This window comes from Phaeobacter porticola (genome assembly GCF_001888185.1).
Lineage (GTDB): Bacteria > Pseudomonadota > Alphaproteobacteria > Rhodobacterales > Rhodobacteraceae > Phaeobacter > Phaeobacter porticola.
This window is the reverse complement of record NZ_CP016364.1, coordinates 2,169,811-2,190,509: the sequence shown is the minus strand read 5'-3', so window position 1 is coordinate 2,190,509 and position 20,699 is coordinate 2,169,811. Positions and strand designations below refer to the sequence as shown.

At 60.1% G+C, this 20,699-nt stretch carries 18 protein-coding genes; 13 read left to right on the top strand and 5 right to left on the bottom strand.

The features are described 5' to 3' along the window. The first annotated feature begins 61 nt into the window (after positions 1-61). From betB to PhaeoP97_RS10500, 3 genes are all read left to right on the top strand, one after another. Positions 62-1,519, top strand: coding sequence for a betaine-aldehyde dehydrogenase (gene betB / locus PhaeoP97_RS10510; RefSeq protein ID WP_072505019.1), 1,458 nt, complete (start codon positions 62-64; stop codon positions 1,517-1,519). A gap of 209 nt (positions 1,520-1,728) precedes the next feature. After that, entirely contained in the window at positions 1,729-3,384 is a 1,656-nt protein-coding gene (betA, locus tag PhaeoP97_RS10505) for a choline dehydrogenase (RefSeq protein WP_072505018.1), read from the top strand. A 180-nt stretch (positions 3,385-3,564) separates the two neighbouring features. Further along, on the top strand, positions 3,565-3,804 hold the full coding sequence (locus tag PhaeoP97_RS10500) for an HP1242/YdcH family protein (RefSeq protein ID WP_072505017.1): 240 nt from the start codon (positions 3,565-3,567) through the stop codon (positions 3,802-3,804). A 79-nt stretch (positions 3,805-3,883) separates the two neighbouring features. Here the strand turns inward: PhaeoP97_RS10500 and PhaeoP97_RS10495 are convergent, their stop codons facing one another. Beyond that, positions 3,884-4,864, bottom strand: coding sequence for a quinone oxidoreductase family protein (locus tag PhaeoP97_RS10495; protein WP_072505016.1), 981 nt, complete (start codon positions 4,862-4,864; stop codon positions 3,884-3,886). Positions 4,865-4,964: 100 nt separating this feature from the next. On the opposite strand from PhaeoP97_RS10495, the gene PhaeoP97_RS10490 reads away from it, so the two are divergent. Next, the gene (locus PhaeoP97_RS10490; protein WP_072505015.1) at positions 4,965-5,303 is read left to right on the top strand and encodes a winged helix-turn-helix transcriptional regulator; all 339 of its coding nucleotides are present in this window, start codon (positions 4,965-4,967) and stop codon (positions 5,301-5,303) included. Between the two features lie 149 nt (positions 5,304-5,452). On the opposite strand, the gene PhaeoP97_RS10485 is transcribed toward PhaeoP97_RS10490, so the two are convergent. The 3 genes from PhaeoP97_RS10485 to PhaeoP97_RS10475 form a co-directional block, all read right to left on the bottom strand. Beyond that, on the bottom strand, positions 5,453-6,841 hold the full coding sequence (locus PhaeoP97_RS10485) for a helix-turn-helix domain-containing protein (RefSeq protein ID WP_072505014.1): 1,389 nt from the start codon (positions 6,839-6,841) through the stop codon (positions 5,453-5,455). A 126-nt stretch (positions 6,842-6,967) separates the two neighbouring features. Beyond that, positions 6,968-8,179 carry a multidrug effflux MFS transporter gene (locus PhaeoP97_RS10480; RefSeq protein ID WP_072505013.1) on the bottom strand — a complete coding sequence of 404 codons (1,212 nt, stop codon included), beginning with the start codon at positions 8,177-8,179 and terminating at the stop codon, positions 6,968-6,970. Positions 8,180-8,226: 47 nt separating this feature from the next. Beyond that, a complete protein-coding gene (locus PhaeoP97_RS10475; RefSeq protein ID WP_237028925.1) occupies positions 8,227-9,456 on the bottom strand; it encodes a M10 family metallopeptidase in 1,230 nt (409 codons plus the stop codon). Positions 9,457-9,673: 217 nt separating this feature from the next. Here PhaeoP97_RS10475 and PhaeoP97_RS10470 point away from each other — a divergent pair, with 217 nt between their 5' ends. The 7 genes from PhaeoP97_RS10470 to PhaeoP97_RS10440 all read left to right on the top strand — a co-directional run bounded on the left by PhaeoP97_RS10470 (position 9,674) and on the right by PhaeoP97_RS10440 (position 16,452). After that, a complete protein-coding gene (locus PhaeoP97_RS10470) occupies positions 9,674-11,206 on the top strand; it encodes an acyl-CoA carboxylase subunit beta (protein WP_072505011.1) in 1,533 nt (510 codons plus the stop codon). 503 nt (positions 11,207-11,709) lie between these two features. After that, positions 11,710-12,069, top strand: a complete 360-nt coding sequence (locus tag PhaeoP97_RS20630) for a DUF6497 family protein (protein WP_237028924.1) — start codon at positions 11,710-11,712, stop codon at positions 12,067-12,069. Positions 12,070-12,352: 283 nt separating this feature from the next. After that, a complete protein-coding gene (locus PhaeoP97_RS20440; protein WP_192849655.1) occupies positions 12,353-12,493 on the top strand; it encodes a hypothetical protein in 141 nt (46 codons plus the stop codon). 69 nt (positions 12,494-12,562) lie between these two features. Beyond that, the gene (locus tag PhaeoP97_RS10460; RefSeq protein WP_072505009.1) at positions 12,563-12,919 is read left to right on the top strand and encodes a hypothetical protein; all 357 of its coding nucleotides are present in this window, start codon (positions 12,563-12,565) and stop codon (positions 12,917-12,919) included. A 552-nt stretch (positions 12,920-13,471) separates the two neighbouring features. Beyond that, positions 13,472-13,675, top strand: a complete 204-nt coding sequence (locus PhaeoP97_RS10450; RefSeq protein ID WP_072505007.1) for a hypothetical protein — start codon at positions 13,472-13,474, stop codon at positions 13,673-13,675. 197 nt (positions 13,676-13,872) lie between these two features. Beyond that, positions 13,873-15,918: an acetyl-CoA carboxylase biotin carboxylase subunit gene (locus PhaeoP97_RS10445; protein WP_072506418.1), complete on the top strand. Its 2,046-nt coding sequence runs from the start codon at positions 13,873-13,875 to the stop codon at positions 15,916-15,918. Positions 15,919-15,927: 9 nt separating this feature from the next. Then, complete coding sequence (locus PhaeoP97_RS10440) at positions 15,928-16,452, top strand: hypothetical protein (protein ID WP_237028923.1); 525 nt, start codon at positions 15,928-15,930, stop codon at positions 16,450-16,452. 144 nt (positions 16,453-16,596) lie between these two features. On the opposite strand, the gene PhaeoP97_RS20850 is transcribed toward PhaeoP97_RS10440, so the two are convergent. After that, a complete protein-coding gene (locus PhaeoP97_RS20850) occupies positions 16,597-17,238 on the bottom strand; it encodes a DUF4174 domain-containing protein (RefSeq protein WP_083570429.1) in 642 nt (213 codons plus the stop codon). Between the two features lie 202 nt (positions 17,239-17,440). Between PhaeoP97_RS20850 and PhaeoP97_RS10430 the strand changes: the two genes are divergently transcribed. Both PhaeoP97_RS10430 and scpA read left to right on the top strand, forming a co-directional pair. Next, positions 17,441-18,376 (top strand): hypothetical protein, encoded by a 936-nt coding sequence (locus PhaeoP97_RS10430; protein WP_072505005.1) that lies wholly within the window; start codon positions 17,441-17,443, stop codon positions 18,374-18,376. Beyond that, the gene (gene scpA, locus PhaeoP97_RS10425; RefSeq protein ID WP_072505004.1) at positions 18,339-20,462 is read left to right on the top strand and encodes a methylmalonyl-CoA mutase; all 2,124 of its coding nucleotides are present in this window, start codon (positions 18,339-18,341) and stop codon (positions 20,460-20,462) included. Before PhaeoP97_RS10430 ends, scpA begins: the two co-directional genes overlap by 38 nt. Positions 20,463-20,699 lie beyond the last annotated feature (237 nt).

Genomic DNA, 20,699 nt, shown 5'->3' with positions numbered 1-20,699 from the left:
TCACACACACTCCTACGCCAGTTCTTCTGGCCCTAAATATCCCCGCCGGAGGCATAAAATCATGACACACCCCGCACAGCCCAAAGCCAGCCATTTCATCAATGGCGAATACGTCGAAGACACCGCCGGCACGCCGATCCCGGTGATCTATGCTGCCACCGGTGAGCAGATCGCCACCGTCTACGCGGCCACCCCGGCAATCGTCGAACAGGCGCTCTCCACCGCCAAAGCAGCCCAGAAAGAATGGGCCAAGATGACCGGCACCGAGCGGGGCCGCGTGCTGCGCCGCGCCGCTGACATCATGCGCGAGCGCAACCACGATCTGTCGGTTCTGGAAACCTATGACACCGGCAAGCCGCTGCAGGAAACCCTTGTGGCCGACGCCACCTCCGGCGCTGACGCGCTGGAGTATTTCGGCGGTCTGGCAGCGAGCCTCACCGGCGAGCATATCCCGCTGGGTGAGGATTGGGTCTATACCAAACGCGAGGCGCTGGGCCTCTGCGTTGGCATCGGTGCCTGGAACTACCCCACGCAGATTGCCTGCTGGAAAGGCGCACCAGCTTTGGCCTGTGGCAACTCGATGGTGTTCAAACCCTCCGAGACCACGCCCTTATGTGCCTTGAAAGTCGCTGAGATCCTGATCGAGGCCGGTGCCCCCGCGGGCGTCTTCAACGTCGTTCAGGGCATGGGTGAAGTTGGCGGCGCGCTGGTCACTGACCCCCGCGTCGACAAGGTCTCGCTGACCGGCTCGGTGCCGACCGGCAAGAAGGTCTATGCGGCGGCGGCTGAGGGCATGAAGCATGTCACCATGGAACTGGGCGGCAAATCGCCGCTGATCATCTTTGACGACGCCGACATCGACAATGCCGTCGGCGGCGCCATCAACGGCAACTTCTACTCCTCCGGTCAGGTCTGTTCGAACGGCACCCGCGTGTTTGTGCAAAAAGGCATCAAGGAAAAATTCCTCGCCCGTCTGGCTGAACGCACGGGCAATGCCATCCTCGGCGACCCGATGGATGAGGCCACCAGCTTTGGCCCGATGGTGACCGAAAACCAGATGAACATCGTGTTGGGCTATATCGAGAAGGGTAAAGAAGAAGGCGCCCGCCTGATCTGCGGCGGCGCGCGCGCAAACATGGACGGCTACTACATCCAGCCGACCGTCTTTGCTGACGTGACCGACGAGATGACCATTGCGCGCGAAGAAATCTTTGGCCCCGTCATGTCGGTTCTCGATTTCGATACGGAAGAAGAAGTTGTGGCCCGCGCCAATGACACCGAATTCGGCCTGTCCGCTGGTGTCTTCACCAAGAATTTCACCCGTGCCCACCGGGTGATCGGCAACCTTGAGGCCGGCAGCTGCTTTATCAATTCCTACAATGACGCGCCGGTCGAGGCGCCGTTTGGCGGTGTGAAGGCGTCTGGTGTGGGCCGCGAAAACTCGAAAGAGGCGATCAAGCACTTCAGCCAGGTGAAGTCTGTTTACGTCCGCATGGGCGACGTCGAAGCGGCCTTCTGATTGCCCTTTTGGGCAACGCCCACCCACCCGCCCCGTTGCCCAAAAGGGCAAGAGGAAAGGGTTTGCTGAGAGGTCGCTGAGGGCGCTTTGCGTCCTCAGCAGACCAGAACAATGATGAGGCAGATTCGGGATGCCTCAAGGACAAGCCGCGCAGGGCGCGGTGCCACAGGCATCCTTGACCCAGCCCGAATCCGCAATGGAGAGACGCAATGAACGCGGATTATGTGATTGTTGGCGCCGGATCAGCCGGCTGTGCCATGGCTTACCGGTTGTCGGAGGCCGGTAAGTCGGTGCTGGTCATTGAACACGGGGGCACAGATGCGGGCCCCTTCATCCAGATGCCCGGCGCGCTGAGCTATCCGATGAACATGTCGATGTATGACTGGGGGTATAAGTCCCAACCGGAACCGCATCTGGACGGGCGGGAACTGGTTTGCCCGCGCGGCAAGGTGGTTGGCGGGTCGTCGTCGATCAACGGAATGGTGTATGTGCGCGGTCACGCGGGCGACTACAACCACTGGGCCGAGTCGGGTGCTGCGGGCTGGTCCTATGCCGACGTGCTGCCCTATTTCAAACGCATGGAAACCTGGGATGATCGCGGTCATGGTGGCGATCCCGATTGGCGCGGCACCGACGGCCCGCTGCATGTGACCCGCGGCCCCCGCGACAACCCGCTGCACGCGGCCTTCGTCAAGGCGGGGGAACAGGCGGGCTATCCGGTGAGCAAGGACTACAACGGCGAACAGCAAGAGGGCTTTGGCCCGATGGAAATGACCGTCTACAAAGGTCAGCGCTGGTCGGCCGCCAACGCCTATCTGAAACCGGCGCTGAAGCGCGACAATTGCGAGATGATCCGTGCCCTGGCGCGCAAGGTGGTTATTGAGGACGGGCGCGCCGTTGGTGTCGAGGTCGAGCGTGGCGGCAAGATCGAAGTCATCCGGGCGAATGCCGAGGTTATTCTTGCGGCGTCTTCGCTGAATTCGCCCAAACTGCTGATGCTGTCGGGCATTGGTCCGGCGAAACATCTGGCCGAACATGGTATTGATGTGGTGGTTGACCGCCCCGGCGTGGGCCAGAACCTGCAGGACCACCTGGAATTCTACTTCCAGTTCGCCTGCAAACAGCCGATCACCCTGTTCAAATACTGGAACCTGTTCGGCAAGGCGCTGGTGGGGGCGCAGTGGCTGTTCACCAAGACCGGTCTTGGGGCCTCCAACCAGTTCGAAAGCGCCGCCTTTGTCCGCTCCGGCAAGGGGGTGGACTACCCGGACATCATGTATCACTTCCTGCCGATTGCCGTCCGCTACGACGGGCAGGCCGCGGCCGAGGGCCACGGCTTTCAGGCCCATGTCGGCCCGATGCGGTCGGACTCGCGCGGGGAGGTCACGCTGGCCTCTGCCGACCCCAATGATGCGCCGAAGATCCTGTTCAACTACATGTCCACGGAGAAGGACTGGGAAGACTTCCGCAAATGCATCCGCTTGACCCGCGAAGTCTTTGCGCAGGATGCGATGAAACCCTTCGTCAAACATGAGATCCAGCCCGGCGACGCGCTGCAATCTGACGAAGAGCTGAACGGTTTCATCCGCGAGCATGTCGAGAGCGCCTATCACCCCTGCGGCACCTGCAAGATGGGCGCGGCGGAGGACCCGATGGCGGTGGTTGATCCGGAATGCCGTGTCATCGGCGTTGAGGGGCTGCGCGTTGCCGACAGCTCGATCTTCCCCCGCATCACCAACGGCAACCTCAACGGCCCCTCAATCATGACCGGAGAGAAGGCCTCTGATCATATTCTGGGCCGCCGCCTGCCGTCTTCCAATGCGGAACCGTGGTTCAACCCGAATTGGGAAGGCTCACAGCGCTGACCCCTATGTCGCGATCCCGGTATTGCGACCGCCGTTAATCACGATCCCTGAAACGCCCGCTGCACACCGTTGCGCGGGCGTCTTTTTTATGTGCTGTCGCCGCGCGTTTGATCCGCGTCAAGGTGGCTGACGACCCGTGGCCCTACGCTCTGGCTGACGCTAAGAAAAAGGAGCGAACAGATGTCCAATACCCCGCATGAGCTGGCCGAAGAATTTCCCGATAAAACAGCGCAGATCAGCCAGCTGAAACAATCCGATGCGCATTTTGCCAAACTCTCGGACGAGTATCACGAGGTGAACCGCGCAGTGCACCGCGCCGAAACCAATGTTGAACCGGTCAGCGCCGAGGCCGAGACCGGCCTGCGCAAACAACGCGCGGCACTGAAGGATGAGATCTGGGGTATCCTGTCCAAGGCATGAGAGGTGCCCCGTGAACAGCTCGCAAAGGGGCACCATCGGTGTCCCTTTGTCTCGACCATTTAGATCTTGTGGTCCGCATTCAACCAACGGTGAGTAACATCTTTCCGATATGGCTTCCATTTAGCATGGCCTTGTGAGCCTCATGGGCGTCTGCCAGCTCAAAGCTTGTGGCGGGCACTGGAACAACTTGACCGTTTTCAATCATTCCGATGAGGGCCGTGACCGACCTCGCATTGAATTCTTTGGAATGAAGACCTCCGTTGAAGGCCTCAACCGATACGGACCGCATGAAATTCCTCACCATGGCGTCGCCCAACCCCGGTGCATCCGCGCCTGCACCAAACCCGTACCAGATCAGTTGACCAAAATTAGCAAGTCGATCCAGATCGGTTGCGATTGTTTCACCGCCCGCAGCGTTGAAAACCACACTGACCCCCTCTGGAGCGTGCAAGGAAATTTGGTCTTCGGCGTCAGGCGCCTTTCGGTTGACAACCGCTGCTAGGTCAAATGGTTCAAGCGCGTCTTTTTTGCTCTCATCCCCGACCAGTGCAATCACCCGCATGCCTTTCAGTTTCAGAAGCTGACACAGGACCCAGCCCACGCCGCCGGCAGCGGCATAAACCAGTGCCGTTCCGGCTGCATTCTGTGCGCTGACCTGATCTGCCAAGAGATATGCTGTACGACCTGACATCATCAGGCCCGCCGCGCTTTCGACGGGAAAGTCATCAGAGAGAGGCACCGCAATATGCCAGGGTTCACCCGTGCCTGGAAGTACGGCTTGTTCGGCATAGGTGCCGTAGGCCCCGAAGGCCACCCTCTGACCGACAGGTAAGCCACCGACCGGGGCGGCCGACACACGGCCCACGCCTTCCATGCCGGCGATGAACGGCGGCGTTGGCAGGCCTGGAAATGCTCCGGCACGAAAGTAGCTGTCTGCAAAGTTGACGCCCGATGCTTCTACATTGATCAACGTGTCTTCTGGCTTAAGCTCTGGGGTCTCCACATCGACCAATTTCAAAACGTCCGGACCACCGAACTGGCTCACATGTATTGCACGCATCTTTTTTCCTAATATGACGCTGTTTCAGAACTTTATTGTCAGGCAGAGCTAAATCCATTACTTACAAAAGTGAACTAGTGATCAAAATGTAAGTAGTTTCATGAATGTAACCAATAAGACCTTATTGCCCGAATGCGAGGTCGATCTTTTGCTGCGCAAGCTCATGAGCAAGTGGACAGCGCATATTCTGTGGATATTGCTGATGCACGGAGAGCAACGGTTTGGATATCTTCGTAAGCAACTTGTGTATGTCTCGCCCAAAGTGTTGACGGACCGTTTGCGAATGCTTGAGGACGAAGGATACGTTGTTCGCACCTTTGTCGCGCAGGTGCCGCCGAAGGTAAGCTATCGCCTGTCGGACCGTGGTGCCGAGATTGCAAAAATCGTGCATCAGCTGGTGGAACTGGCGGCGGAGCTTCCGGACATTAGCAGAAGTTAGCTAGAGCAGTCCCAAGCGGTGAAACCCCAGGTATCTGCAAACCAATAGCTGTCAGTGGGGTGTTGCGTAGCAATCACTTGATGGGTTGCCGAGAGCGGGTAATGTCGGATTTCGGTTTTTTTGTTCCGTGCTGCATGGCCGCGCTCAGCTCAGCTCACCTCATAGGGTAGCACGCCGCGTTGATCGGTGTTGATTCTGAGCCTGCGTTCAAGCGGCGGCACCGAGCGCTGATGACAGTCGCGCCGCTCGCAGATGCGACAGGAGATCCCGATCGGCTCATAGGCGCTGTCCTGGCTCACATCCAGCGTATCCGCATAGACCAGCGCATCAGCGTGGCGCACCTCACACCCCAGCGCAATGGCGTAGCGGCGTACAGGCGAGCCAAAGGAACCGCCGGGTTTCGAGACATCGCGCGCCAGCGAGATATAGCGCACTCCGTCCGGTGTCTCCGCCAGTTGCCGCAGGAACCGGCCCGGCGTTTCAAAGGCGCGGTGCACATTCCACAAGGGGCAGGCGCCGCCGAAGCGGGCAAATTGCAGCCTGGTGGCCGAATGGCGCTTGGTGATCGTGCCCGCCTGATCCACCCGCACAAAGAAAAACGGCACACCTTTGGCGCCGGGGCGCTGCAATGTCGATAGCCGATGGGCGACTTGCTCAATTGACGCGCCAAAGCGGGTGGAGAGCAGCTCCAGATCATGCCGACATTCGACCGCCGCGTCCAGAAACTGCCGGTAGGGCATCATGGCAGCCCCGGCAAAGTAGTTGGCCAGCCCGATCTTGGCGATGGAGCGGGCCGCTTCGCTGTGGAATTTTGCAAAATCCAGCGTCGCCTCCAGCAGATCATTCTGTCGCAGCAACGCCACCTGCAACAACAGCTGAAACAGCTGCGTCTGCGGCGAGGCCCGGTTGGACAGGCGCAGCACCTTTCCCGCCGGATCAAATTTGCGCAGCCCGTCGATATCGCCGAAGACCACGCTGATCCCGGCCTGATCCAGCGCCGCAATTGCCGCAGTGCGCGCATCCAGCCGCCCGCAGAAATTCTCTGCTGCGCGGTCGACCGCGTCGATATAGTTGTCACAATAATGGAAAAAATCGCGCACCTCTTCCCAGGGAGAGGCCTGAATGCGCGCATCCTCGCGTCCTAAGGCCTCATCTAGCGAAGCCAGCCGCTCATGGGTCTGCCGATAGGCGCGGTGCAGGGTTAGTAAGGCCCGCGCCAGGGCCGGCGCGTTGGAGGCCGTCAGCCGCAGGTCAGCCATCGGGGGGGCGTCATCGGCAAAAACCGGATCGGCCATCACCTCGCGCATATCGCTGACAAGACGTTCACTGTCGCCAGCAGACAGCTCGGTCACATCCAACCCAAATTCCTGCGCCAGCGCCAGCACCACAGTTGTCGATACCGGCCGGTTGTTGTTCTCCATCTGGTTGAGATAGGGCAGGGAGACGCCCAGTTTGGCGGCAAACTCCTTTTGTGTCAGCGACAGGCGCAGCCGCATTTCCCGCAGCTTGGCCCCGGCATAGAGTTTCTGTTGCGCCATGTGAGCTACCTTTGCAAACTGAGGGTTCTGCAATTGTAGAATTGCAAATCAGTTGGCGCAATAGGCGTGGCTACTGGGGGCGGACCGTTACAGTGGGGCAGGCGAAGAGCCTAACGTAGGCACTGGTTAAAGCCCAAGCGTTCTCTCGCGGCGAATAACCACGCGGATCGAAATAAATCCCAGGACTGCCGTGCTCAGCATGATCAGCAACAAGGGCACCGGCGTCGATCCCGGCACCAGCAGATAGCCGGCATAGGCGCTGAGGCCCGCGCCCACACCAATCATAATCGCCCCCGCCAGGCCAGAGGCTGTGCCGGCCAGATGCGGACGCACGGAAATGGCACCCGCTGTGGCATTTGGAATCGCCATGCCATTGCCCAAGCCAACAAACGTCATAAAGCCAAAGAAGGAATAGACGCTGTCTGCGCCGACCAGCGCCAGCCCCAGCGACAGCGCCACGCCCACACCGTTGATCAGACAACCCCAGAGCACCATCTGGTTCAGTCCGATCCGCATGGAGTAACGCCCGGACAGAAAATTTCCGACAAAGTAGCCAACCGCAGGGGAGGCGAAATACACACCCAATTGCGCGGCTGAAAGGCCATAAACCTGCGTCCCCATAAAGGGCGCGCCGCCAAGATAGGCAAAAAATGCCCCCGATGACAGGCCCGAGGCCAGAGAATAGCCCCAGAACCGGGGCGACCGTAGCAATTCGGGGTATTCCCGGAATTGCGCCATCAAGGTCTTGCCGCTCTTCTGTGCCGTCTCTCCAAGGTCCAGATAAGCAATGACAAAAGTGCCCGCACCCAACGCGATCAATAGCCAGAAGTTGGCTTTCCAGCCGATGGTCTCTTCCAGTGCGCCGCCAATCATCGGGCCAATCATTGGAACAACGGCCATGCCCATGGTGACATAGCCGATCATGCTGGCAGCCTGATCGCTGTCATAAATGTCGCGCACCGCAGCCCGGCTCAGCACCATGGCCGAGGCAACGATGGCCTGGCACATCCGAAACAACAGGAAAATCTCGGCTGAGGGCGCATAAAGACAGCCCAATGTCGCCAGAAGGAACAGCGCCACCCCCCAGAGGATCACCGGGCGCCGTCCCAGTTTGTCCGATATAGGCCCGACAAAGATCTGTACAATCGCGCTCACCGCAAGGTAGAGCGCGACCGAAAGCTGCATGAGACTGTAGTCAGCATCAAAATACCGCGCCATCCCGGGAAGGGAGGGCAGAAAGATATTCATCGCCAGCGCCGAAAGTCCTGACAGCAGGATCAGCGTGCCGATATTTGGGTTGGACCGACGGTCCAGAAATCGCCGCGGAATGGTTCGCATGTGAACGAGTTAGGTCACACCGCGGCGATTGTCCATATTCAGCGGTCTCAGACCAGCAGATCGTCGCTGATTTGATCCAACGTCATATTGCGCAGGGTGATGCTGTGGTTGCCCTCCAGATCGAAGTAGAGATCATCCCCCACCTCGCTGGCACGGGCCAGCACATCTGCTTTGCTGCCATGCCCGACAATCCGCAGGGTATCGATATCGTCCTGAAAATCGCGGATGGTGTCATTGCCGCCTTTGCGGGCAAAGATGAACAGATCAGCACCGCTGTTTCCCACCAGCCGATCGTTGCCGCCAGCGCCGTTCAGCCGGTCATTGCCGCCACCGCCGACCAGCAGATCCACGCCGCTGTTGCCGTTCAGCGCGTCATTGCCGCCGTCACCGCGCAACGTGTCACGCCCGCCGCCGCCGACCAGCCGGTTGTTGGAGTCATTGCCGGTGATGCGATCGCGTCCTCGCCCGCCAATGGCATTCTCAATGGTGACCCCCTGGGCGATGGTCACATCACTGTCGGCATCGAAACTTGAAAAATGCATCTCGCGCAGGTCCAGCGTCACCGCATTGGTTCGGTTGCTGGCGTTGAAAGTGTCCGTGCCTCCTGTGTCCCAGACCACATCGACCGTATCCGTGCGCGATCCGCGATACGTGGTGTTGCTGGTGTTGAAATCCGCAGCCCCCCAGATGTCCTGCAGCGCCAGCACGTCAAACAGCATCATCGCATCGCTGTCCTGCCCGTTCAGCGGGTTTTCCCGGTAGGACATCACCGAATAGAGGTTGCTGTCAAACTCTTCAGGCAGGCTTGAGTCATGGGTGTGCTGAAGACCAAGAGCATGTCCCAGTTCATGCAGGATCAGGCTCTCACGGTTGTCTTGTGACATATCCAGCGTGTTATCGAACACGGCATAACCATCCCACCGGGTGATATCATCGCCGCGGAAGCTCATGCTGTAGCCACCAATGCCCACCGTGCTGCCCGGAATAGTGACTGAGCCGAGGTTGAGATCCGGATCGCTGGAGCCCTGGACTTCGACGAAATCGACATTGAGGAAAGTTTCAATATGCGCGAACGCCTCGGCGAAGGCAGCTTGCTCGGCGGCGCTGAAGCTCTGCCAGCCGGAATAGTTCGAGCCGGTGGGCAGGTCGCCCGGCGCGGAGTTGCCCGCGAACTGATAGGTGATGGTGAGGCGTGGGGCGTCATCCGTATTGACCGGGTTGCGGGTGTAGAACCCGTCGAATTGCATCGCCTGGATGATCTGGGAAGGTTGTAACATGGGGGGTGTTCCGTTTCCGTTAGTCGACCCCGGTGATACGAGTACATCCGTCAGCACATCAAGAACACCCGCCGCTTCGGCAGTTTCTGCGCGGTTCCGCGCTGATTTGCAAATTAGCGCATCCTCTACGCAAATGCTTTGCAAATTTGCCATTATTGCCTTTGGCTTCGCGTGTTCAGCGTCTATGGTCGCCTGAAATTCAACAGGGGGCATGGCCATGAAAGATATCCTTTCCGAGCTGGAAGACCGTCGCAACGCAGCGCGACTGGGTGGCGGACAAAAGCGGATCGACGCCCAGCACGGGCGCGGCAAACTGACCGCGCGCGAGCGGATTGAACTGCTGCTGGACGAGGGTAGTTTCGAAGAATTCGATATGTTCGTGGCGCACCGCTGCACGGATTTCGGCATGGAAAACCAGCGCCCCGCGGGGGATGGTGTGGTCACTGGCTGGGGCACCATCAATGGCCGGATGGTCTATGTGTTCAGCCAGGATTTCACCGTGTTTGGCGGCTCCCTGTCGGAAACCCACGCGCAAAAGATCTGCAAGATCATGGATATGGCGGTGCAGAATGGCGCGCCGGTCATCGGCATCAACGACTCCGGTGGCGCGCGCATCCAGGAGGGCGTCGCCTCGCTTGCGGGCTATGCCGAAGTGTTCCAGCGCAACATCATGGCCTCCGGCGTGGTGCCGCAGATTTCCGTCATCATGGGCCCCTGTGCCGGCGGCGCGGTCTACTCCCCCGCGATGACCGATTTCATCTTCATGGTGAAAGACACATCCTACATGTTCGTGACTGGCCCCGACGTGGTGAAGACCGTCACCAATGAGGTGGTGACAGCCGAAGAACTGGGCGGGGCCTCGACCCACACCAAGAAGTCTTCGGTGGCCGATGGGGCTTTCGAAAACGATGTAGAAGCCTTGGCAGAGGTCCGCCGACTGGTCGACTTCCTGCCGTTGAACAATCGCGAAAAACCGCCGGTGCGCCCCTTCTTTGACGAGCCGGGCCGTGTCGAGACCTCGCTCGACACGTTGATTCCTGCGAATCCGAACACGCCCTACGACATGAAGGAGCTGATCCACAAAGTCGCGGACGAGGGAGATTTCTACGAAATCCAGGAAGATTTCGCCAAAAACATCATCACCGGTTTTATTCGCCTTGAAGGGCAGACCGTGGGTGTTGTGGCGAACCAGCCCACGGTTCTGGCGGGCTGCCTCGACATTGATTCCAGCCGCAAGGCTGCGCGGTTTGTCCGCTTCTGTGATTGTTTCGAGATCCCGATCCTGACGCTGGTGGATGTGCCGGGCTTCCTGCCAGGCACCAGCCAGGAATACGGCGGCGTGATCAAACATGGCGCGAAACTGCTGTTTGCCTATGGCGAGGCGACTGTGCCCAAAGTGACCGTGATCACCCGCAAGGCCTATGGCGGGGCCTATGACGTGATGGCGTCCAAACATCTGCGCGGCGATTTCAACTATGCCTGGCCAACGGCAGAAATTGCGGTGATGGGCGCCAAGGGCGCGACCGAGATTATTCACCGAGCTGATCTGGCCGATGCCGAGAAGATTGCCGAACATGCCAAGGATTACGAAGAACGCTTTGCCAACCCATTCGTGGCGGCGGAACGTGGCTTCATCGACGAGGTGATCATGCCGCAATCCACCCGCAAACGCGTCAGCCGCGCCTTTGCGTCGCTGCGGGGCAAGCAGCTGAAGAATCCGTGGAAGAAGCACGACAATATTCCCCTGTAACACCCGGACATGTTCCGGATTTCCTGATCCAGACCCTTGCGGTCAAAGGTAAATATCGCCTTGGTTGTGAGGGTTTATGAGGATACACCTAAGATGTCAGCGCTTGGAAATACCGGGATGGGGTGCCGTGGTGATGGCAAAAGCCCGTTGAATATCAATGGACTGGAACCAATCCCTGCAAATCTGGCCGGATTGTTCGCAAAATGCGATCAATTTGAGCAATCTCAATTGTTTGCGCTCAAATTGGCCTCTTTGTTTGACACCAGAGCCGAATCTGTCTCATGATCCGCGCCAGCTCATATCGGACAGCGCGCACCGCGTGTGCAGCGCCTGCAGCCCCGACAGGAGGAGCCCATCGTTTTTGGGGTCGGGGCTGCGGTAATGAGCCTGTCATCACATCGCTATTGGACGTGCCTTTTGTCCGCCTTCTAGGGTCGTCTGCGGATGTGGCGCGGCGGTGCCTTCACGCCGGTTTCGGTGTTGTTGCGGGGGGTGCCCTGCTGGTGTCATCGGCTCTTGCCAATCCGCTGCCGGTCGATTTGCCCTCGGGTCAGGATGTCAGCCTGCAAGAGGTGTTGTTGGATGAGGGCACCGGGGAGCTGTGGGTGCGGTTTCGCTTTCTCGCGCCTCAGATTGCCCGCGACGCGGCTTTGATCAGCTATGAGCAGGCTGCCCCGGATATGGATTACCTCTGCCAGACGCTTGCGCTGGCCTATTTACGCCAACATGACCTTGATCCGTCGCGGGTGGTGATCTCTTTGGCGGACCGCGATGTGGCTTTTGGTCAGATGGACGCCTCTGCAACACAATTCTTCGAAAGCTATCGCCCCGACGGTGACAGCTGTATCTGGGAGGCGTTCTGATGTTCTCCTGCGTGCCACCAAATGTCTGGTCGAGAGAAACCCGGTCGCCGCAAGCGGTCGTGGTGCCAGCTGCTGTCACAAAAACGCCGATGCAGGTTGAAAACTGGCGCTTTTTTGCAGCTTTGTCTGTTGAACTGGCGACAGACTCAGCTTTGGGATGTGAAAGCACCCGCATCTCGGCTATTCTCGCGCCGGGTCACATATGTGTGATCCGTAATTTGAGGATGAGGCAGGCGCCGACCGCGGTCCGCGCAGGTTTCAAAGACACAATTGGGAGACAGAAATGTCCAAGAGCATCAAACTCGTTGCCCTGGCGGGCCTGCTTGCAGCCGTCGCAGCCTGTGCACAGCAGGAAGAAGAATACGTCGTTGTCGATCCCGAGCCCATCTCGGTCGAGCCGGCCTACACCGGTAAATACAAGTAATCACTACAGGGGTCCGGCCCTGCGGCCGGACTCTACCGTCCCGCGGGGTGCCGGATCGGAGGCACCATTATGCTAAAACACCGCGGTTTTCCCGGCCGCCTGCCGGGCACCGATTTTCAGTTCACCATTCGCCGTCCCAACCCCAAAGGGGTGACACCGATCACCCAGCGTGAACGGTTCCCGGACCGCCGTCCGCCAGATCGGCGTGCAGATGCGGGGTTTATGCAGGCGCTGTGGGAGAATTTTGGCGATCAGCCGTTTGAACGTGGCAATCTGGATGCGGGCCGTCTCAGCTGGCTGTTCGGGCGCGAAGTGATCGCTGCCGAAGATCCGTTTGATCCCTCAAGCTATGACGCGCTGTTGGTCATCGACGTGACCGCCGCCGAACTGGCCTTTCCCGAAGTCTTTGGTGGAAGCAAACGCTGATATGATCGCAGGATCCGATCATAGCCATGTCTGTTGGGGCTGCGCTGCGGCGCCGCGACCATGGGGCACGGCCCGTCGGATCCGGGCGAATCTACCATTGGCAATCAGGTCCATTGACCCGCGTCATAGGGCCTCGTCGCGGTGCTCGAAAATGCGGGGCGGTGACATCGTTCAGCGGTCAAACTGGCCAAATCGCGCAGGTTTCGGCGTATTCCTGCAGGGCAGGCTGCGTTTTGCGCAAATTCCCGCCAAATCGGGATGTTTTGCAACTCAGGGGATGTTTCTGGTTCAGCGGGCGTGCATTCTGATCGTGACAGGTCAGCCTGTCGTGCATCTGATCCAGCCCCTTCGCCTGGAAGGGCAGGTCTGCCCCCCCAATCGCGGCCTGCCCATTTTTTCCTTGGATGCAAAGGCGGAAGCTTGCCAATTGCCCCCCAGTGTTTGGCAGGCTTCTGCGCATTCCCTTGTTGCAGAACGGTTTTCCTTGTCTCCTGTCGGCGGGGCTGCAAACAGTTGCGCAGAGCTTGGATCATACAACGAAGGATCACCCCCATGCAGGCAAAACTCATTCTCGCGGCATTTGCGCTGTGCAGTTCTCTGGCGGCCTGTGGCGACACCACAGGCGAGCAGGTCGTCTACGGCGCCGGCGCGGGTGCGGTTGGCTCGGCGCTTCTCAATGGCAACCTCGTCGCAGGTGCTGCCGTTGGTGCTGCGGCCAATGTCATTTACTGCAAGGAAAATCCGCGCAAGTGCTGAGACTGCTTGCCCGCAGACAGGTCTGACGCCTGACCGCTTGCCCAGCGCGGGTAAGGGGCTGCGCTGCATATCCACCGCACAAAGGCTGCGCCCGGAGATCACTCCGGCGCGGCCTTTTTTGTGTTTCGACGAAGCCAAGACCGTGGCGGGGTATGCCCCCGCGCCACACGGAAGACACCGAAGACAAGGGACAGCCAATGTTTGAGAAGATCCTGATCGCCAACCGGGGCGAAATCGCCTGCCGCGTCATCAAGACCGCCCGCAAGATGGGCATCAAGACCGTTGCCATCTACTCGGACGCCGACAAGCAGTCCCTGCATGTGAAAATGGCCGACGAGGCCGTCCACATCGGCCCGCCGCCCGCCAACCAGTCCTATATCGTCATCGACAAGGTGATGGAGGCGATCCGCGCAACCGGCGCGCAGGCGGTGCATCCGGGCTATGGTTTCCTGTCGGAAAACGCCAAATTCGCCGAGGCGCTGGCCGCTGAAGACGTCGCCTTTGTCGGCCCGCCGGTCGGCGCGATTGAAAGCATGGGCGACAAGATCACTTCGAAGAAAATCGCGCAGGAGGCCGGTGTTAGCACCGTGCCCGGCTACATGGGGCTGATCGCCGACGCGGATGAGGCGGTGAAGATCTCCAATGAGGTTGGTTATCCGGTGATGATCAAGGCCTCTGCTGGCGGCGGCGGCAAGGGGATGCGGATCGCCTGGAACGACGCCGAGGCCCGCGAAGGTTTCCAGTCCTCCAAGAACGAGGCGGCGAATTCCTTTGGTGATGATCGTATATTTATTGAGAAATTCGTGACGCAACCGCGCCATATTGAAATTCAGGTGCTCTGCGACGCCCATGGCAATGGCATCTATCTGGGGGAGCGGGAATGTTCGATCCAGCGCCGCAATCAGAAAGTGGTGGAAGAGGCACCGTCGCCCTTCCTTGATGAAGACACCCGCCGCGCGATGGGTGAACAGGCCGTCGCCTTGGCCAAGGCTGTGGGCTACGCCTCCGCTGGTACCGTGGAATTCATCGTCGATGGCGACAAGAATTTCTACTTTCTTGAAATGAACACCCGCCTTCAGGTGGAACATCCGGTTACCGAACTGATTACCGGTGTTGATCTGGTCGAACAGATGATCCGCATCGCCGGGGGCGAGCCGCTGTCGATTACCCAGAATGACGTTAAGCTGAACGGCTGGGCCATTGAAAACCGCCTCTATGCCGAAGATCCCTATCGGGGTTTCCTGCCCTCCATCGGGCGTCTGACCCGTTATCGCCCACCCGCCGAGGTGGCCGCAGGCCCGCTGCATGACAGCGGCAAATGGCAGGGCGACGCGCCTGCGGGTGAACTCGCTGTGCGCAATGACACCGGCGTCTTTGAAGGCGGCGAGATCTCAATGTACTACGATCCGATGATCGCCAAGCTCTGCACCTGGGGTCCCACCCGCGAGGCGGCGATTGCGGCAATGCGCGACGCGCTTGATGGGTTTGAGGTAGAGGGCATTGGTCACAATCTGCCGTTCCTCAGTGCGGTGATGGATCACCCGATCTTTATCGCGGGCACCATGACCACCGCCTTTATCGAAGAGCAATATCCCGAAGGTTTCAACGGGGTCGAGCTGCCGGAACAGGACCTGCGCAAGATCGCAGCCGCCTCTGCCGCCATGCACCGGGTTGCCGAAATTCGCCGCACCCGTGTGTCGGGCCGGATGGACAATCACGAACGCAAGGTCGGCAGCGATTGGGTGGTCAGCTTGCAAAACATTGATTTTGCCGTGGTGGTGGATGCCGATCGCGATGGCTCTACCGTGCGGTTTGACGATGGCAGCGAATTGCGCGTGACCTCTGATTGGACACCGGGCAATCAGTTGGCGCGGCTCACCGTTGGTGGTGACAGCCTTGTGCTCAAGGTTGGCAAGATCTCCGGGGGGTTCCGCATCCGTTCGCGCGGTGCCGATCTGAAGGTCCATGTCCGCACGCCGCGACAGGCCGAACTGGCCAAGCTGATGCCTGAAAAAATCGCCCCCGACACCTCCAAGCTGCTGCTCTGCCCGATGCCGGGTCTGGTGGTGAAACTGGAGGTCGAGATCGGCGATGAGGTGCAGGAAGGTCAGGCGCTTTGCACGATTGAGGCGATGAAGATGGAAAACATCCTGCGCGCCGAACGCAAGGGCGTGGTCAGCGCCATCAATGCAGCGGCAGGCGATAGCCTTGCTGTTGACGAAGTCATCATGGAATTCGAATAAAACGAAATGATGTCGGTGCAGCCATATCGCAAACTGGCGCGTGTCGCCTCTGTGGCGCTGGCTCTTTCGGGGCTGGTGGGCTGCACCCTGCAAGATGAGGCGGCGGCCCGTGCCGCCGTCGGCGATTGGGTGCAACTGGGCGAGACGCAGTATTATTTCTCTCGTAACAACTGCGCCGCCGGGGTGTTTGAAATCAAAGCCACCCGGATATCGTCACTTCTCACCAAAGCCCGCTCGATCGAGGCCGGGCTGCGCCATCTGAACAACAACAGAGCCGTCGCGTTTCAGGTCGAAGGCCTGTCGCCAAATATGGTCTCAGTGCAGGTAATGACGCTGGATCAGGGGCGCGGCAACGGCATATTTGCCGCCGGTATCGTCGGCAAGGACTGTATGCTGGAAGAGGTGAGCCGCGCCTATTTGGTCGCGCTGCTGGATCCAGAATCGGTGCTGATCTACGAACCGCGCGCGCGGTTCATGGCCGTTGTTGACCGCACAAACCGGCGCCTGTTCTACGCGCAGGGCGGGGGGGCGTGATGTGATCCAGCCCGGCACCATTACAGGGTTTGGCGCAGGCCCCACGTTTGGCGCAGGCCCCACGTCTGGCGCAGGCCCCACGTCTAGCGTATGCCCCACGTCTGGCGCGGCCTTCCGGTCTGGCGCAGGCCCGCGGGCTTCGGCTCAATTCTCGCGCCGTTCCTCAACCTCACGCAGCCGGTCTGGAAACTTGTCGATGCTCCGGCTCAACTCGCGCACGGTGAGCGGCTGCGGTTTGCGCAGCTTGATGCCGCCGTCCTTGCCCAATAGCACCAGCATGAACCCCCGGGGTCGCAGCTTCTTGCGCAATGCGGATTTGACGCTGGGATCCGTGTCTATCAGCACGATCACATCCCGGTCCAGCAGTGGCTCAGCGCCGTTTCTCAGCCATTCCATCTGTTCGTGGTATCGCGGATCGGCGGGACTGTCGGCAAAGATCACAACCGGCCTGCGCAGCCACATCAGGCTGTCCAGATCGACGCTGTCCCCGTCTTGGATCAACCGGGTGACGGGATCCTCCTGTGGGGCCTCTGCGTTTGTCTCTATGGTCACGCTGGCCGCGCCATCGCTGGCGGTGATAGCTGGTGTTGCCGCCGCTTCAGTCGCTTCTGGGGCTTGTTGTGCGCGACCCTCTATGGGCATCGCAAGGCTGAGCACCGTCGCCAACCCAAGACCCAAGCCAAGGCCCGGCGCGTTGCGCATTCCGGCAGGTCGCGGACGCGCCAGCAGGCCGCGCGGGATTGAGGGTGGAAATCCGGTTTTTCCAAAGGCAAACAAGTGTTTCATCGGCTCTCCTGTTGCGATGAATATATGGCCTGTGCCAACAATTGCGATGGGCAATTCCGTTATCAGTTCAAAAAAATCACCCTCACGCGACACGCACGCGCGGCGTATTAACCCTATTGTCAATCTCGCTGTGGCATCCTCTCGACCTCTGCTAATCCGGCGGCCCGCGCTGCGTGCTGCCAACATCGGGACGAGGTTGGCCATGGATATCATGCTGCATATTGGGGCGCACCGCTGCGCAACAGGGTATTTTCAGGCGTTTCTCGCCCATCACGCGGCCGCCCTGGGGCGGGACGGATGGGCGATCTGGGGGCCTGATCAAACCCGCGATGGGCTGTTTCATGGTGTCCAGCCAGGGCCCGTATCTGTGACCGGGCGTAATCTTGTGGCCCGCGCGCGAGGGCGGTTGCAATTGCGCCTCGCAGCTGAACAGGCCGGCGGCAGCAAACAGCTGTTGATCAGCGATGCCGACCTGATGGGGTCCCCCCGCAACATTCTGTCCCAGCGCCAGCTCTATGGCGGTGTAGGGGTGCGCATGGCGCGCTTTGATGCCGCCTTTGACGGGCAGGTGCGCGATGTGATGCTGAACCTGCGCAGCCCGGAACGATTCTGGACCTCGCTGCTGACGCAAAGCGTCGCCAAAGGCAATCCGCTGCCCTCTGCCGATCTCCTTGGCCAGATTGCCGCCCAACCACGCAGTTGGCGCGACGTGATCACCGATGTCGCCTGTGCGATGCCAAACGCTCGCATCTGGGTGATGCCCTATGAAACCTATGGCGACCGGCCAGAGGTGCAGCTGGCGCTACTGACCGGCACGCGGCTGGCGCGGCTGTCACATGCGGACCGGCTGAATCGCTCGGACGGGTTGCCGACCCTGCGCCACCGCCTGGCCCCAAATGTGGCCCGTGACCTGCCGCGCGGGGAGGGCCGCTGGAGCCCGTTTTCCGACATTCAATCCGCAACGCTGCGCGAGCGCTACGCCGATGACCTGATGTGGCTGCATGGCGGCGCCGATGGCCTGGCAGAGCTGATGCGCGACCCTGACAAACACGCGGTGGGCTCGAACCCGCCCCCCTACGACCTGACAAGAGGAACTTCCGATGACGACCAAAACCGACGATTGGCGGGCTCTGGCTGAAAAGGAACTGCGCGGCCGCCCGCTGGACGCGCTGACCTGGAATACGCTGGAAGGTATTGATGTCAAACCACTCTATACCGAGGCCGATACCAAAGACCTGCCCCATATGGGCACCATGCCCGGCTTTGGCCCCTTTACCCGCGGGGTAAAGGCCACGATGTACGCTGGCCGCCCCTGGACCATCCGCCAATACGCGGGCTTCTCTACGGCTGAGGAATCCAACGCCTTTTATCGCCGCAACCTTGCGGCCGGTCAGCAGGGCGTTTCCGTCGCCTTCGACCTTGCCACCCACCGTGGCTATGACAGCGATCACCCGCGTGTGATGGGTGATGTCGGCAAGGCCGGGGTGGCGATCGACTCGGTTGAGGACATGAAAATCCTGTTCGACGGTATCCCGCTGGATCAGGTCTCGGTCTCCATGACCATGAACGGCGCGGTGATCCCGATCCTTGCCAGCTTTATCGTGGCAGGCGAAGAGCAGGGCCATGACAAATCACTGCTGGCGGGCACCATACAGAACGACATTCTGAAGGAGTTCATGGTCCGCAACACCTATATCTATCCGCCAGAACCTTCGATGCGGATCATCTCGGACATTATCGAATACACCTCGAACGAGATGCCCAAATTCAACTCCATCTCCATTTCCGGCTACCACATGCAGGAGGCCGGCGCCAATCTGGTGCAGGAGCTGGCCTATACCCTCGCAGACGGGCGCGAATATGTGCGCGCGGCGATGGAGGCGGGCATGGACGTCGACAAATTCGCAGGTCGTCTGTCGTTCTTCTTTGCCATTGGCATGAATTTCTTCATGGAAATCGCCAAGCTGCGTGCGGCTCGCACGCTCTGGCACCGGGTGATGACCGACTTTGATGCCAAGAATGACCGCTCCAAGATGCTGCGCACCCACTGCCAGACCTCGGGCGTGTCCTTGCAGGAGCAGGATCCCTACAATAACGTGATCCGCACCGCCTACGAGGCGATGTCGGCAGTGCTTGGCGGCACGCAATCCCTACATACCAACGCGCTGGACGAAGCCATCGCGTTGCCCACCGATTTTTCCGCCCGCATCGCCCGCAACACCCAGCTGGTGCTGCAGGAGGAAACCGGCGTCACCAATGTGGTCGATCCGCTGGCCGGCTCCTACTATGTCGAAAGCCTCACCAATGAGCTGATCGAGAAAGCCTGGGCGCTGATGGAAGAGGTTGAGGAGATGGGCGGCATGACCAAGGCCGTGGCCTCCGGCATGCCCAAACTGCGGATTGAGGAAAGCGCGGCCCGTCGTCAGGCGATGATCGACCGCGGCGAAGAGGTGATCGTCGGCGTCAACAAATACCGCAAGGAAAAGGAAGACCCGATCGACATTCTCGATGTTGACAATGTCGCCGTCCGTGACAGCCAGATTGCCGGTCTGGAACAGATCCGCGGCAGCCGCGACAGCGCCGCCTGCGAGGCCGCGCTGGACAATCTGACCCGCGTCGCAAAGGAAGGTGGCAACCTTCTCGCCGCCGCTGTCGAAGCCGCCCGTGCGCGGGCCTCAGTCGGAGAGATCTCCATGGCAATGGAAAAGGAATTCGGACGTCACAGCGCCGAGGTCAAGACGCTCGCCGGTGTCTATGGTGCCGCCTATGAGGGCGACGAAGGCTTTGCCGCCATTCAGAAATCCATCGAGGACTTTGCCGAGGCAGAGGGCCGTCGCCCGCGTCTTCTGGTGGTCAAGATGGGCCAGGACGGTCACGACCGTGGCGCCAAGGTGATCGCCACAGCCTTTGCCGATATCGGTTTTGACGTCGATGTCGGCCCGCTGTTCCAGACCCCGGATGAGGCCGCACAGGACGCCATCGACAATGACGTGCATGTGGTCGGGATCTCGTCACAGGCGGCGGGTCACAAAACGCTGGCCCCGCAGCTGGTCAAGGCGCTGAAAGAGCAGGGCGCAGAGGATATCATCGTGATCTGCGGCGGGGTCATCCCGCAGCAGGACTACCAGTTCCTCTATGACAATGGCGTCAAGGCGATCTTTGGCCCCGGCACCAATATCCCCGAAGCGGCGCAGGATATCCTGAAGCTGATCCGCCAGAGCTGAGTGCCGATGGCGCGCGTGGCATCTCTCTGCGCGCGCCCATCCGCACCGGCATCGCGGCATCCATAGTGCTCCCGCCCCCGCAGGTGGGTTTGCCCCTGGGCAAACGCCCCCTTAGCGGCCTTCGGCGATGCAGCCAGCCAAGCAGCCAGCCTGTCCGGCTGGCTGCTTGCATCGCGCTTGGCGCGATGCGATGCCCAACGGGAGCGGCTGCGTCTATGACGCGGTCGACGACGGGCG